Here is a 14,590-nt window from a genome sequence, read left to right as displayed (position 1 = left end):
GAAGCCGCAGCGTTCGAACGGACCCGGGCGTCATGCCGCCCGCGTTCTCCACAATCCCCCGTCGCGCAGTCTTCAGTGCTGCCCAGCCCGCTGTGCGTCCGCGTAACCGGTCAGTTCGAGATACGCGTGGCCCATCTCCACGCCCTCACGGCTCACCCTCTCCGCGCCTTCCCAGTACACCGCGCCGGTCGATTGTCGTGAGTCGAGTTCCTGATCGTCCATCAGCGGATCGAACTGCCATGTCAACGGACCTGTCCTGACCTTCATCGAGACCGGGTACGAAGCGCTTGTGCGCGGTGAGCGCCATGTGCGAATCGGCGTAAAGTCGACCTGATCCGGACCAAACCGTGTTATCTGCCCGTCGGGCTTGCGAAGCGTCGCGTGCGCCCATTGCGCGTGACCATCCCGGCGACGGACCTTGAATGCCATCAGCGCCGAGCCGTCCGCGAGATTGGCACCGAGCCAATCCCATCCGACCGCGTCGGCATCGAGCAATGTGCTCGACCATTCGTGATCCAGCCATGCCATGCCCGTCACGAGCGTATCGCGCCCAGCGGCGTTTCCATTTGCGGCGGGGCGTATCACATTGCCCGTCACGTGCAATTGCGGTTCGCTGTAGTAATAGCTCGCCTGCTCTGGCCGTGGACCTTTGCGCGAATAGCCATGCTCGCCCTGGATCAGCGGGGCTTGCGTCGGCGTCAGCACGAGGTGCAGCGAAAATCCGCTTGCGTCGATGGCGACGTCGTAGTGACCATCCGCGGCACGAATCATTTTCCACGCGTCGAGTTTGACGTCGGTATTGGCCGGCTTCGCATAAGCGAGCCCGAAACCCTCGCGTGCGATGCGCTGGTCGTGAATGAGACGCCCGAGCGCCGGATCGCTCAACGCCGCGTGCGCGATGATCAGTTGCGACGGCGCGAACGCGCTCGGATCGGCGGGATCATGACCGGTGGCGGAACGGAAGAACGTGACCTGAAATCCGAGCGGCCGATTGTCGGGGGTGTTGAGCCAGCCTGTCGCGTACCACCACTCGGTGCGAAAGGTCGGATGTGCACCGCTGTCCTGTGGCAGCGAGACCGGATGATCCGGCGTAACCGCGGCAAATGTCGTGGATGCCGGGGCCGATAACTTGTCACTCGCGGCAAACGCGAGAGGCGTGGCGGCCATGCCGGCACAAAACAGAAACAGACAAGAGAATCGCCGCAGTGAACCCGTCCTGCGCGCGATAGTGAAGGGCGTTTCAAATGATGTTGCATACGAGCAGGGTTTCAGTCGCGGCTGATGTTTTCGCGGCTCAACAGACGGCACGCATTTGAATCGTTCCGCGCCACCATGCCGTGCAACACAGAACGGCTCAATCGCATCAAAATGCAGAGAGACTTTGCGTGTCCGCTGCTTTGTCCACGCGCATCGCGTAGCCCGCCTCCCCATCACCAGTCCTCCTTCACCGCGCGTACCGCATCCACCGACACGGCGCCCCGGCCTGCCACGACCGCCGTCGTGCAGGACAAAACCAGCATGACCATCGCTACCGTGCCGAGCACGATCCACGGCACGTGCAACGACATGCTCCAATGAAACGACTGCGGATTGACGACGAACACGAGAATCAGGCTGATTGCAAAGCCAAGCGCGAAGCCGAGTGCAATACCGCACGCCGTGAGCAGACCGCCTTCCGTGGCGAGGATCGCGAAGATTTGTGCGCGAGTCACGCCAACGTGCCGAAGCATGCCGAACTCGCGAGTGCGCGCGAGCGTCTGCGCGGAAAACGTTGCAGCGACGCCGAACAAACCGATCACGATCGCAACCGCTTCGAGCAGATAAGTTACTGCGAAACTGCGATCGAAGATCACCAGTGTGCGCGCCCGTATCTCGCCCGGTTGAGATAGATCGAGCGATGCGCCGAAAGGCAGCGCGCGCAATCCGCCTATCACGCGCTCGACACTCGTACCCGGTTCGACGGTCACGGCGACATCGGTTGCATGAGTGTCGCCGGTCAGCCGTCGATAATCGGCGAGCCGTATCTGGATGGCGCCGCTCTGGCGCGCGTAATCGCGCCACACGCCGGCCACGACGAACACCTGTCCGTGTCCGCCAAGCGGCAATTGCACACGCTGACCCGTCCGGTATCCATACAGGTCGACCATTGCTTCGGATACCCAAACAGGTATTTCGCCGCTGTGAAACGCGGCAGGCGACAGTATCGCGCCGCTCATCTGTAGCGTGGCGCCAGGATCGGCCGCGTCGATTTCGCGGGCGAGCAGGGCGACGTCGGGCCGGGCGGGATTGAGCGTCAGATGCGTGATGCGCGCGAACGCAGCGTTGCGGATGCCGGCAATCGCGGCGATCCGCGCCTGCTCGTCGAGCCGCAAGCCGCCGGCATCGCCGCTATTGCCGCCCGATGCCACGCGCACGTACAGATCGGCGGAGAGCAGGTGCGTGACCCATGCGTCGACGGACACGCGGAAGCTGGCCACCATGATGGCCATCGCGACGATCAGCGCGAAGCTCGACAGCACACCGCCCATGGCGATCGATGCGTGGCCCGGCGCATTCGCGAGACGCGCGATCGCGAGCGTGCCGGTTGCACCGAAGCGGCGTCGCGTTCCGCCCGCGCGGCTTGCCGCGCGGAATATCAGCGCGGTCACGCGCGGCATCAGCGCAATGCCGCCGACCAGCAGCAGGGCGACGGCGAGATAGCCCGCAATCGGCGCATCGAACCACGGCGGCAAGCGCGTGAGAACCCCGGCGACAAGCAGGCACGCAAGCGCGGGCCAAGGCGTCGCGAGCCGCGCCAATGCGACTTCTTCGGCGCCTGCCTTGAGCGCTGCGGCCGGATGCGCGCGCGCCGCATCGACGGCCGGTGCGATGCTGCCCAATACCGATACCGCAACGCCGAGCATCAGAAACAGCAGGCTCGCCAGCGGCTCGAAACCGACTCGCGGTTGTACGCCAGGAAAATATCCGCCGCCCAGATCGCTGCCGAAAAAACGCAGTGCGCCGCTTGCCATCGCGTAGCCGAGCGCCAGGCCGCATAGCGAACCGAGCAGCCCGAGCAAGGTGCCTTCCAGCAGGATCTGCCGCAGCAGCCGGGCGCGCGTGAGTCCGAGCACGCGCAGCATCGCGAACTGCGAGCGGCGTCGCACGACACTCAACGCCTGCGTCGAAAACACGAGGAACGCGCCCGTGAAAAGCGCGACCAGCGCCAGTACGTTCATGTTGATCCGGTAAGCGCGCGACAGGCGATCGGTGCGGCTCTCGGTGTCGCGCGCCTCGGCGACGATCCACGGATTGCCGAGCCGGGCTTGCAGATCGCGCTTGAAGCGTGGCCGGTCGACGCCGTGCGCGAGCTGCACGTCGACGCGCGAGAGCTTGCCCACCTTGCCGAATCTCCACTGCGCGGCGGCGATATCCATCACCGCGAGCCGCTGGCCCGGCCGCGTTCTCGCGAGCCCGCCCGCGACGCGCAGACGCACGCTCGACGTGCCGCTTCGCAGCGTCACGGCATCGCCGGTCTTGAGGTTCAGCCATCGTTGCGCGGCCGGCGACAGAAACAGCGCATCGGAAGCGAGCGTATCGAACGGGCGGTCTGGCGACGGCACGCCGATCAGATCGGGTGTGATCCGGCTCGCCTTGAACACGTCGATGCCGAGCATCGGTAGCGCGCCGTCGCGGCCCGGCACCATGACATCGAGCGCGAGCACGGGACTCGCGAGCGCTACCTGCGGATCGTTCGACAGACGCGCATAGATCGATTCGTCGACAAACGGCTGCGCGCCGCGCACCTGCAGGTCCGCTTCGCCGGACAGGCTGCGCGCGGCTGCCGAGAATTCGTTGAAGGCCGCGCTGTTGATCAGTTGCACCGCGTAACCGAGCGCCACGCCGAGCGCGATCGTCGCAATGGCAACGAGGGCGCGTCCGCGATGGCTACGCCATTCGGCGCCGAGCAGCCAGCGCGCGAGCACGCGATGTCCCGCCGTGTGCGGCCCAGAGCCGATCTCAGCGCGCATCACCGGTCGCGCGAACGGCGCTTGCCTGCGCGAGCGCGCCGCTCGCAGGCGCGGGTTGCAGCGGCGCGGCATGCAGGCCGCCGTCGCTCAACCTCAGGACGCGGTCGGCTACCGCGGCCGCGGCTTCCGAATGTGTGACCATGATCGTCGCCGCGCCAGTCGCCTTGCTCTGCGCGCGAAACAGGCCGAGCACATCGTGCGCGGTCGCCGGGTCGAGGTTGCCGGTCGGTTCGTCGGCGAGAATCAGTGTCGGACGATGCACGAGCGCCCGCGCGATTGCGACGCGCTGCAGTTCGCCGCCGGACAGATCGCGCGGAAAGTCGTCGCCGCGGCCGCCGAGACCGACCGCGGCGAGCATTCCGGGCGCGCCGGCGGCCGGCAGATCGTTGAGCAGCAGCGGCAGCGCGACGTTCTGCGCGAGCGTCAGATGCGGCAGCACATGAAAGGCCTGGAACACGAAGCCGAGTTTTTGCCGGCGCAGGCGCGTCGCCGCGTCGTCGTCGAGTTCGCCAATGGCGCGGCCGTTGATCAGGATGCTGCCGCTATCCGCGTGGTCGAGCCCGGCAATCAGATTGAGCAGCGTCGATTTGCCGACCCCCGAGTCGCCCATGATCGCGACGAACTCGCCCGCCGCGAGCGTGAAATCGAGCTGCGCCAGCACGATGCGGCCGGCGCCGTACCGTTTGCTCAGTCCTCGGCATTCGAGTGCGGGAACCGCGGGGTCGTCACGAAGCGCCATGCGAAGAGGTCCGGAAGAGGGCCGGCAGAGGAGTCGGCCGGCGAAACGAGTGTGCCTTGCGGCGCGAATTCGTGCAGCGACACGCACACTTTGCCGCTGTTATGCGTAATGAAAATGGAAGCTCCGAGCATTGTCAGGCGGACCGCCTGGCCGTCTTTGGGGCGAGCGCTGCCAGGTACTTTCCCCGGCTCTCCAAGAGGAATTTAGAGGCCCCGCACAAAATTTTTTTTAATCTATTTTTAGCAAAAATTTTTGTCATCGGCACCGGATCGCCACCGATGAAACACCCGCATCGGGGCACGATCCATTCCAGCCGGTCCGGCGACAAACAAAGCAAACGCTTAAAAGTTGTCAACTCACCGCTAAGTGTGAGCTTTTGCGACGAAATTTTTTAGCCTCGAAAATTGATCTGTAACAATGTGCAAGCGCACATTTTCATGCGTTTTGCAAGTGTTCGAGGGGCAACAATCTATTGTGGCGCGGATTCCGGCGCTGCTGCGCTGCAAAATTATTCTTATCTTGGTAATCTCCCACCCTTTGGTCATTCGACTGCGGGTAAACGTGTAGCGGAAAACCCCGTCTGCACGCCGGTTTCAGCGAACTCCAGCTTACGTATCCATTTCATCGCCGGCCGTTTCCAAGGGCGCTGACGCGGCGTTTTGTACTTCAAGTTCTGACAGAGCACATGCCATTGCCTCTTCTAAGTCTTCTCATCTGGATTCCCATTGTCGCCGGGCTCGTGGTTTTGCGCGCCGGGTCCGACGCGGCGCGTAACCGCACGCGCTGGCTCGCGCTGATCGGCGCGGTGGCGGGTTTCCTGCCGGTGATTCCGCTCGTGACGAATTTCCGCAACGACGTGACGTCGATGCAGTTCGTCGAAAACGTCCGCTGGTCGCCGACGTTCGACATCGCCTGGCATGTGGGAGTGGACGGGATTTCGCTGTGGCTCGTCGCGCTGACCGCGCTCACCACGATCATCATCGTGATCGCCTCGTGGGAATCGATCACGCAGCGCACCGCGCAGTACTTCGGCGCGTTCCTGATGCTGTCGGGTTTCATGCAGGGCGTGTTCACGTCGCTCGACGGCATGATGTTCTTCGTCGCCTTCGAAGCGACGCTGATTCCGCTGTATCTGCTGATCGGCACCTACGGCCACAGGAACCGTTCGTATGCGGCGGTGAAGTTCTTCTTCGTGTCGTTCCTCGGCTCGCTGATGATGCTGATGTCGCTGCTCTATCTGTACAGCCAGACGCACAGCTTCGACCTCGCCGTGTGGCGCGACACGCCGATCGCGATGGTGCCGCAGGCGCTGATCTTCCTCGGCTTCCTCGCCGCGTTCGGCGTGAAGGTGCCGATGTGGCCGCTGCATACGTGGCTGCCCGACGTCCACCTCGACGGCCCGACCGGCGCCGCCGTGATGATCGGCATGCTGAAGATCGGCGGCTATGGTCTGCTGCGTTTCGCCTTGCCGATCGCACCGCAGGCAAGCCACTTCTTCGCGCCGATGATGATTACGCTGTCGCTCGTCGCCGTGATCTATTCGAGCCTGCTCGCACTCGTGCAAACCGATATGCGCCGCCTGCTCGCGTATTCGACGGTCGCGCACATGGGCCTCGTCACGCTCGGCCTGTTCGTCTTCAACCGCTTCGGCCAGTCGGGCGCGATCGTGCAGATGATCTCGTACGGCGTGGTGTCCGGCGCGATGCTGTTGTGCACCGGCATGCTCTACGATCGCACGAAGAGCGCGTCGATTGCCGAATACGGCGGAGTCGCCAACACGATGCCGCGCTTTGCCGCCTTCGTGATGCTGTTCTCGATGGCGAACATCGGCTTGCCGGGCACCTCGGGTTTCGTCGGCGAATTCATGGTGCTGATGGGCGCGATCCGCTTCAACTTCTGGATCGGCGCGATCGCCGCGACCACGCTGATCCTGAGCGCGGCCTACACGCTGTGGATGTACAAGCGCGTGATCTTCGGCGCGATCGCCAACGCGCGCGTCGCGAAGCTGAAGGACCTCGGCAAGCGCGAGTTCGTGCTGCTCGGCGCGATGGGGCTGCTCGTGCTCGCGATCGGTCTCGATCCGAAGCCGTTCACCGATGCGATCGACCCGTCGGTCGGCACGCTGCTTGCGCAATCGGAACGCTCCGCACTTCCTTCGGATTCCGTACCGACGGACGGCGGCGAACATCTGCAAGCTGCGGCACCCGAGCCGGTCGCCGCGACCGCGGTACATACCCCCGGTTAAAAGAACGAAGCGCAGGGCCGTTGCCGCATCCCTACCCGAGGATGCGGCAACGGCCCTGCGCTCTTACGCATCGCAACAGATCCCTTAGGCACATGACACACGGCACGCGTGGCGCGATCGCTCGGACTCGCGTCGGGCCACAGGTATTTGCCCGTGTTTTTTTCGAGGGACTTTGCGCTGCGTCAACGTTTTCGGTGCTTCGTTCCGGAGCACCGCAAATGACGCTCGCAAATAGGTGTGCGGCAACGTGTCACACAGCGTTACGGCGCAATAGATCGTTGCTAAATCGAGTGTTTATCGACACTCGGCGCGCCCCTATTATGCGAGCGCTTATTTATGGAGAGCCGTCGAATGACGTTCGTTGAAGTCGTAAAAAAGAGGCTGTGGATATGAAAGGGCGCGCTCTGCGAGGATCGGCAAGCTTTCTTTCCGCCGGTCTCATGTTGCTGCTTTCGGGTTGCAGCAACCTCGATATTCTGAATCCGAAGGGGAGTGTGGGCGTGGCGGAGCGCGATCTGATCGCGACTTCCACGTGGGCCATGCTGATCGTGGTGATTCCGGTCATCGCGCTGACGCTGCTGTTCGCATGGCGTTATCGCGCGTCGAACAGGAACGCCGAATACCGTCCGGGTTGGACTCATTCGACGGCTGTCGAAATCGCCGTCTGGACGATTCCGGCGCTGATCATTCTGTTCCTCGCCGTGTTGACGTGGAAGAGCACGCATGAGCTCGATCCGTATCGTCCGCTCGAGTCGCAGGTCAAGCCGATCAACGTCGAAGTCGTCGCGCTCGACTGGAAATGGCTGTTCATCTATCCGGACCTCGGCATCGCGTCGGTGAACCAGCTGGCGTTCCCGGTCGGCACGCCGGTCAACTTCCGTATCACGTCGGACACGGTGATGAACTCGTTCTTCATCCCGCAGCTGGGCGGCCAGATCTATGCGATGGCCGGCATGCAAACGCGCCTGCACCTGATCGCCGACCACGCCGGCGACTACGCGGGCCTCACCGCGAACTTCAGCGGCAAGGGCTTCTCGGACATGAAGTTCCGCGCGCTCGCGACGTCGCCTGAAGACTTCAACGCATGGGTCGCCAAGGTGCGCGCTTCCTCGGACCGCCTCGACATGGACCGCTATCACGCGGTGTCGGAGCCGAGCGAGAAGGACCCGGTGCGCTACTTCTCGACCGTCGATCCGAAGCTCTTCAACAACATCATTGCGCGATACAACAACGGCAACGTCCTCGACGACATGAAGGACGCCAACTGTGCGCCTAAGGGGTAACGCATGTTCGGAAAACTAACGCTCGATGCGATTCCGTATCACGAGCCAATCATCGTCACGGCAGGCGCCGGCATGGTGCTCGCCGCGCTGGCCGTGCTCGGCGCAATCACGTATCTCGGCAAATGGCGCTACCTGTGGAGCGAATGGCTGACGTCCGTCGATCATAAGAAGATCGGTGTGATGTATATCGTCATCGCCTTCATCATGCTGCTGCGCGGTTTCGCCGACGCGATCATGATGCGCATGCAGCTGGCGCTGGCCTATCTGAGCCCGGGCTTTCTGCCGCCGCATCACTACGACCAGATCTTCACCGCGCACGGCGTCATCATGATCTTCTTCATGGCGATGACGTTCATGGTCGGCCTGATGAACCTCGTCGTGCCGCTGCAGATCGGCGCGCGCGACGTCGCGTTCCCGTTCATCAACTCGCTGAGCTTCTGGATGACGGCGGTCAGCGCGATCCTGATCAACGTCTCGCTCGTGATCGGCGAATTCGGCCAGACCGGCTGGCTCGCTTATCCGCCGCTGTCCGAATTGCAGTTCAGCCCCGGCGTCGGCGTCGACTATTACCTGTGGAGCCTGCAGCTCTCCGGTGTCGGCACCTTGCTGACCGGCGTGAACTTCTTCGTGACGATCGTGAAGATGCGCGCGCCCGGCATGTCGTTCATGAAGATGCCGGTGTTCACGTGGACCGCGCTGTGCACGAACGTGCTGATCATGGCGTCGTTCCCGATCCTGACCGTCACGCTCGCGCTGCTCGGTCTCGACCGCTACCTCGGCATGCACTTCTTCACGAACGAAGCCGGCGGCAACGCGATGCTGTACCTGAACCTGATCTGGGCCTGGGGTCACCCCGAGGTGTACATCCTGATCCTGCCGGCGTTCGGTATCTTCTCGGAAGTCGTCGCGACCTTCGCGAAGAAGCCGCTGTTCGGCTACAAGACGATGGTATGGGCGACCTGCGCGATCATGGTGCTGTCGTTCCTCGTGTGGCTGCACCACTTCTTCACGATGGGTTCGGGCGCCGACGTCAACGCGTTCTTCGGTATCGCGACGATGGTGATTGCGATTCCGACCGGCGTTAAGGTGTTCAACTGGCTGTTCACGATCTACAAGGGCCGCCTGCAGTTCACGACGCCGATTCTGTGGACCCTCGGCTTCATGGTCACGTTCACGATCGGCGGCATGACCGGTGTGATGCTGGCGATTCCGGGTGCGGACTTCATGCTGCACAACAGCCTGTTCCTGATCGCTCACTTCCACAACGTGATTATCGGTGGCGTGCTGTTCGGCTATCTGGCCGGCTTCAACTACTGGTTCCCGAAGGCGTTCGGCTTCAAGCTCAACGAGAAGCTCGGCAAGGCCGCGTTCTGGTTCTGGCAGATCGGCTTCTGGGTCGCGTTCATGCCGCTCTACGTGCTCGGCTTCATGGGCATGACGCGCCGTCTGAATCACTACGACAACCCGGCATGGCATCCGTGGCTGATCGCCGCCGCGTTCGGCGCGGTGCTGATCGCCATCGGTATCGCCTGCCAGTTGCTGCAGCTGTTCGTCAGCATCCGCGATCGCAACCTGCCGCAAAACCGCGACCTCACGGGCGATCCGTGGGACGGTCATACGCTGGAATGGGCGACGAGCTCGCCGCCGCCGGCTTATAACTTCGCGCATATCCCGACGATCCGCTCGCTCGACGCGTTCAGCGAAATGAAGTCGCGCAAGGGCGTCCAGAAGGTGCCGGCGTATCGCGACATTCACATGCCGTCGAATACGTCCGCGGGTCTGCTGGTGGGTCTGTTCTCGCTGGTGCTCGGCTTTGCCGGCGTGTGGCACATCTGGTGGCTGGCGATCATCGGCTTTGTCGGCGCGATCGGCACCGTGATCATCTACAGCTTCCAGGACAACGAGGGCTATTACATTCCGGCCGACACTGTCGCGCTGATTGAAGAGAAACGTAACGGCGGCGGTGCCGCCGTGGCGGCCGGCGTCGGTGCAAACGCCGACAGGCAGGTCGCGCTGGAGGTGGACTGATGCTACAGAAGACTATCGCGGTTGAGCCGCAACTCGCGCCGGACCATGTGCCGTCGCACTCGGTGTTCGGCTTCTGGCTGTACCTGATGACCGACTGCATCATCTTCGCGGCGCTGTTCGCCGTGTTCGCGGTGATGAGCCACCAGTTCGCGGGCGGCCCGAGCGGCAAGGACCTGTTCGAGATTCCGGGCGTCGCGCTCGAAACGGCGATGCTGCTGCTCTCGAGCATCACGTACGGCTTCGCGATGCTCGGCGCGCACAAGAACCGCAAGGGCGCGCTGCTCGGCTGGCTCGCCGTGACGTTCCTGCTCGGCGTCGCGTTTCTGGTGCTGGAAATGCGCGAGTTCTCGCACCTGATTGCCGAAGGCGCGGGTCCGGGCCGCAGCGCGTTCCTGTCGTCGTTCTTCACGCTGGTCGGCACGCACGGCCTGCACGTGACGTTCGGCCTGATCTGGATGATCGTGCTGTCCATCCAGGTGATGCGTCATCGCGACCTGACCGAACGCGACATGATTCGCCTGACGTGCCTGAGCCTTTTCTGGCACTTCCTCGACGTCGTGTGGATCGGCGTCTTCACCTTTGTCTATCTTGCGAGCGTGATCTAATGGACCATAGTCATAACGCCCATGGCGCGCATTCGGACGGAGGCCACGGCAGCTTCGGCAGCTATACGACCGGCTTCGTGCTTTCCGTCATCCTGACCGTCGCGGCATTCGCGCTTGTCATGAACGGCACGCTGACGGGCCAGAGCGCACTGTTCGCAATCTCGGGCCTCGCGCTCGTGCAGATTCTCGTGCATCTGGTTTTCTTCCTGCATATGAACGCGTCGTCGTCGCAGCGCTGGAACGTGGTGGCGTTTGCGTTTACCGTGCTGACCGCGGTTATTGTGGTCGGCGGGACGTTGTGGGTGATGCATAACGTGAGTATGCATATGATGTCGCGGTGAGGTGATAGAGCTCTGGCGTTAGCCGCGAAAAAAGCCCCGCAAGATTGCGATCTTGCGGGGCTTTTGTTTTGTCTGGCCGGTTTGCCTTACTGGACTCGTGACGCGCGCTTTTGCCGGAGGCGCCATGCGGTGTGGCGGATGGCATTGCGGGTCCAGCGAAAAGCCTTGAGAAGCGGTCGCAGCCGGTTGCCGCGTACTTTTTCCAAAGGCCGTGCCGCTCGCGGTGCCAGTTGTTCGACCACGGCTTCCGGTGTCGTGAAGAGACGCGTTTTCCAGTCGAAGTACAGCGGATAACGCAGCAGCACACCCGCGCACAGCATATCGAGTGTCAACGTTCGATGACGCCACGGCAGCGGCGCGAGCGCGTCGTGGGTAAGTCCCCAGCCGGCGTAGAACGGCAGGCCGTACGTATGGACCGCTTTGCCGCGCAATAGCGCGTCGAAGCCCGCGAGCGACGACAGCGTGTGAACTTCATCCGCCACATTGACGAGGGACAGCAGGTCCGCTTCGGTGTCGACGACGTCTGCGAGCTGCTGTGCGTCGATCAGGCCCTGGCGATTTCCCGAGAGCACGTCCGGATGCGGTTTGTAGACGACGAATGCATCGGGACGCAATCGGCGTACTTCGCGTAGCAGTGCGTCGGCGGTGCCAATGGCGCGGGTGCCGAGGCGGATCGAGGCATCGTCGGCGACCTGGCCGGGGACCAGGATGATCGGTTTGCCGACCGGTGCGCTCCAGAGCGGGCGGCGTCGACCCAGGTTGTACTTCGTGACGCCGAGCTTGACGACGCGCTCGCGCAGAGCAGCGGCACGCGAGAGTTCGGCCGCGCTGAAATTCGTCTCGTTGAGCAGCACGCTGAGGTCGCTGGGCTGACTCGCGTCGAAATAGAGTCCACGACGATCGATCACCTGACTGCACGGCGCGATCATATCGGAGCCGAGACCCGTCGAATGAAAGAAGCCGTCTTCGATTCTGACGCGGCGAACTTCCGGTGCGAGACCCTCAGCGCTGCGTGCGCCCCACAGTACTGCGCATTCGTGTGTTTGTACGGATTGCGATTCTCGAGTCCAACGCAGCGTGGCATTACCTGCCGTGATGTACGGTGTCGCGAATGGGCGCTTCCACCATTGGAAGTGCAGTGCGGCCACATGGTGCAGGTCGGCGAATCGTTGCTGGACGGCATGCTGTAATTCGATGCTGTCGAGTAAATCGTCGAGCGTGCCGGGCGTGTGTGTGGCTGGATTCAGATAGCGGGTGAACTGGAGAAACACGACGTCAAATAATGTCGTGAGCGTGGGACGGGCGGTGCGGTCTGGAAAATGAAGAGCGTCGTCGGTCAAACGCCAACCCGCGTAATACGGTGCGCCGAATACGTGTACGGGTACGCCGGCCAGAAGTGCATGCATGCCTTCGGACGCGCCTAGCGTATAGACGTGATCGACGTGGGGCAGCGCGGCGCATAGCGATTCGTGTTCGGCGAAGCGGCGAATCGTCAACGGCTGTACGGGTTGAGACAATGCGGAAAGCCAGTGGCCGCGACCCGGATCGTTCGATTGTGCGATCCAGAATTCAGCTTGTGGATGCGTGCGAATCGCGGCTTGCAGCATGCGCTCGAAAGCTCTGGACGAGTGGCGCGTTACCGTTGCGCCCAGTCCTTGCGACTGCGAACGTTCGTCGATCAGTAGTATGCGCTCGCAGTTGCGTGGTTCCAGTAGCGCAATAGGGCAATGGAATTGCAAGTGACGCTTTGCCGATGCACTACCGTGTGCGAACCGCCGCATCAGCCGTTGCAATTCCGGCGATGCCTCGGCGTTGCGATTCCGTTCGATTGTTTCCGTGAGTGCCTGATCAAGTGCGGTGGCAAACGCGGCGGCGCTGGCATCGGTAACAGGTATCGAGAACCACGACAACAATGGCGTACCCGCCGGACCACGTGACCAGACTGGTCCCGGCCACGCTGCGTCGATTTGCCTGCGGAGTAGACGCGCGATGTGTAATACAAGGCGTCCATGCCAACGATCGATCCACGCATGCTCGACGCTTCGCCGGCGGAGTCCGCTCCACAGACGCAAACCACACGTAACACTTCGCAGATCAATGGCGGGGTTTGCAACTGCCTTTTCGCTGGCGACGACAGGGTGCTTCATTTAACGCAGCGTTTCCAGAAAGGCATCGACGCGTTCGAAATGCGCGGTCCACGTCGGTTCGCGAAATCGTTCGATGCGGATTAGCTGCGCGTCGCGCTCGGGGTTATTGGGTTGCGCGTAGGCCTGAATGCGGGATAGCCAGCCGGGGCCATCGAGCGGGTCCAGATAGTCGGGAATGTCGTCGGCGATTTCGTGAAAGACGGCGAGGTCGCTTGCGAGCACCGGTACTTTTAGCGAGAGCGCTTCAGCGAGCGGCATGCCGTAGCCTTCGACGAAGGAAGGGAATAGCAGTGCCTGGCAGTGCTGTAGATAGGCGTGTAGTTTCTCGTCGGAACAGTGAGCCTCTTCTATTAGGGCTCCTTTTAACGGTTCGCAACGTTCCAGCATGTCAATGACGTTTTCGCATTCCCAGCCGCGTCGGCCAATTATTACGAGCTTGGGTGCCGCGGTGCCGAGCTGTTCGACCAGGCGGCGCCAGAGGTGAAGCATGAACCAGTGGTTTTTGCGCGGCTCGATGGTGCCGAGCATCACAAAGTAGGGCGCGGCAATGGGGCGCGGCGCTTGCGGACATGGGGTGACGCCCGACGCGAGGTGGGCGACGACCGTCGGCGGCAGCGAAAGATTGGCGCGTGCGGCTTCGGCGGTGAGGGAGTCGAGCGTGGTTTGGGAGTTGGCGATCAGACCACTAGCATGTTTTAGCGCGGTGCGGATGCGGCGGCGATGTGCCGTGTCGACGTCGGGGCGGCAGTATTCGGCGTGGGTCAGGGGGATTAAATCGTGGACCATGAATACAGGGCGAATGTCTCGCTTTGTCATCGCACCGTAATAACGGCTGAATTCCATGCCGTTGTGACTGGTGTGCAGGAGGATTCCGCACAGTTTGGCCTCTCGCAGGCGATTCAGGCAGGCACGCGCGACCAGCATACGAATTGCATTTCTGTTCCGGGTCGACGAAAGAAGTTGTGCAAAGGTGTGCTGTGAGTCTTGTTCGGTGAGGATTGTGGAGAAGCCGCGTTCGCTGAGGATGGCGCGAGCTTTCGGCGCATACTTCTGGATGTATGCGAGGCCGACACGGTCAACGCCAGTGGGTAAAAGCCCATCGTAAAGGCGCATGAGCAGACGCGTGACATCCAGGAAGAGGGTTGACACGAGGGTGTGTGTGTTCTGTTAGGAGTCGCGTAGAAGGAATACG

Annotated in this window: 11 protein-coding genes; 6 read left to right on the top strand and 5 right to left on the bottom strand. The window is 62.4% G+C overall.

Annotated features, from left to right (window positions below; all coding sequences use genetic code 11):
• Positions 1 to 72 precede the first annotated feature (72 nt).
• The 3 genes from F3J20_RS25815 to F3J20_RS25805 form a co-directional block, all read right to left on the bottom strand.
• Positions 73 to 1,167, bottom strand: coding sequence for a carotenoid 1,2-hydratase (locus F3J20_RS25815; RefSeq protein ID WP_167049461.1), 1,095 nt, complete (start codon positions 1,165 to 1,167; stop codon positions 73 to 75).
• Between the two features lie 263 nt (positions 1,168 to 1,430).
• The gene (locus F3J20_RS25810; RefSeq protein WP_167285012.1) at positions 1,431 to 4,010 is read right to left on the bottom strand and encodes an ABC transporter permease; all 2,580 of its coding nucleotides are present in this window, start codon (positions 4,008 to 4,010) and stop codon (positions 1,431 to 1,433) included.
• Entirely contained in the window at positions 4,000 to 4,749 is a 750-nt protein-coding gene (locus F3J20_RS25805) for an ABC transporter ATP-binding protein (RefSeq protein WP_167285011.1), read from the bottom strand. The genes F3J20_RS25810 and F3J20_RS25805 overlap by 11 nt, the downstream gene beginning before the upstream one ends.
• 56 nt (positions 4,750 to 4,805) lie before the next feature.
• On the opposite strand from F3J20_RS25805, the gene F3J20_RS25800 reads away from it, so the two are divergent.
• From F3J20_RS25800 to cyoD, 6 genes are all read left to right on the top strand, one after another.
• On the top strand, positions 4,806 to 5,144 hold the full coding sequence (locus F3J20_RS25800; RefSeq protein ID WP_167285009.1) for a hypothetical protein: 339 nt from the start codon (positions 4,806 to 4,808) through the stop codon (positions 5,142 to 5,144).
• Between the two features lie 290 nt (positions 5,145 to 5,434).
• Complete coding sequence (locus F3J20_RS25795; RefSeq protein ID WP_167285008.1) at positions 5,435 to 6,994, top strand: NADH-quinone oxidoreductase subunit M; 1,560 nt, start codon at positions 5,435 to 5,437, stop codon at positions 6,992 to 6,994.
• A 389-nt stretch (positions 6,995 to 7,383) separates the two neighbouring features.
• A complete protein-coding gene (cyoA, locus tag F3J20_RS25790) occupies positions 7,384 to 8,277 on the top strand; it encodes a ubiquinol oxidase subunit II (protein WP_167049453.1) in 894 nt (297 codons plus the stop codon).
• A gap of 3 nt (positions 8,278 to 8,280) precedes the next feature.
• Positions 8,281 to 10,305, top strand: a complete 2,025-nt coding sequence (cyoB, locus tag F3J20_RS25785) for a cytochrome o ubiquinol oxidase subunit I (RefSeq protein ID WP_167285006.1) — start codon at positions 8,281 to 8,283, stop codon at positions 10,303 to 10,305.
• Positions 10,305 to 10,910 carry a cytochrome o ubiquinol oxidase subunit III gene (gene cyoC, locus F3J20_RS25780; RefSeq protein WP_167049449.1) on the top strand — a complete coding sequence of 202 codons (606 nt, stop codon included), beginning with the start codon at positions 10,305 to 10,307 and terminating at the stop codon, positions 10,908 to 10,910. The genes cyoB and cyoC overlap by 1 nt, the downstream gene beginning before the upstream one ends.
• Positions 10,910 to 11,251, top strand: a complete 342-nt coding sequence (cyoD, locus tag F3J20_RS25775; protein ID WP_167049447.1) for a cytochrome o ubiquinol oxidase subunit IV — start codon at positions 10,910 to 10,912, stop codon at positions 11,249 to 11,251. The genes cyoC and cyoD overlap by 1 nt, the downstream gene beginning before the upstream one ends.
• An 86-nt stretch (positions 11,252 to 11,337) precedes the next feature.
• On the opposite strand, the gene F3J20_RS25770 is transcribed toward cyoD, so the two are convergent.
• Entirely contained in the window at positions 11,338 to 13,398 is a 2,061-nt protein-coding gene (locus tag F3J20_RS25770) for a capsular biosynthesis protein (RefSeq protein ID WP_205299374.1), read from the bottom strand.
• Positions 13,399 to 14,547 (bottom strand): glycosyltransferase family 1 protein, encoded by a 1,149-nt coding sequence (locus tag F3J20_RS25765; RefSeq protein WP_167285004.1) that lies wholly within the window; start codon positions 14,545 to 14,547, stop codon positions 13,399 to 13,401.
• Positions 14,548 to 14,590 lie beyond the last annotated feature (43 nt).

This window comes from Paraburkholderia sp. Cy-641 (genome assembly GCF_011752945.1).
Lineage (GTDB): Bacteria > Pseudomonadota > Gammaproteobacteria > Burkholderiales > Burkholderiaceae > Paraburkholderia.
Note: the sequence above shows the minus strand (reverse complement) of the source record. Positions and strands in the feature narration are given on the sequence as shown.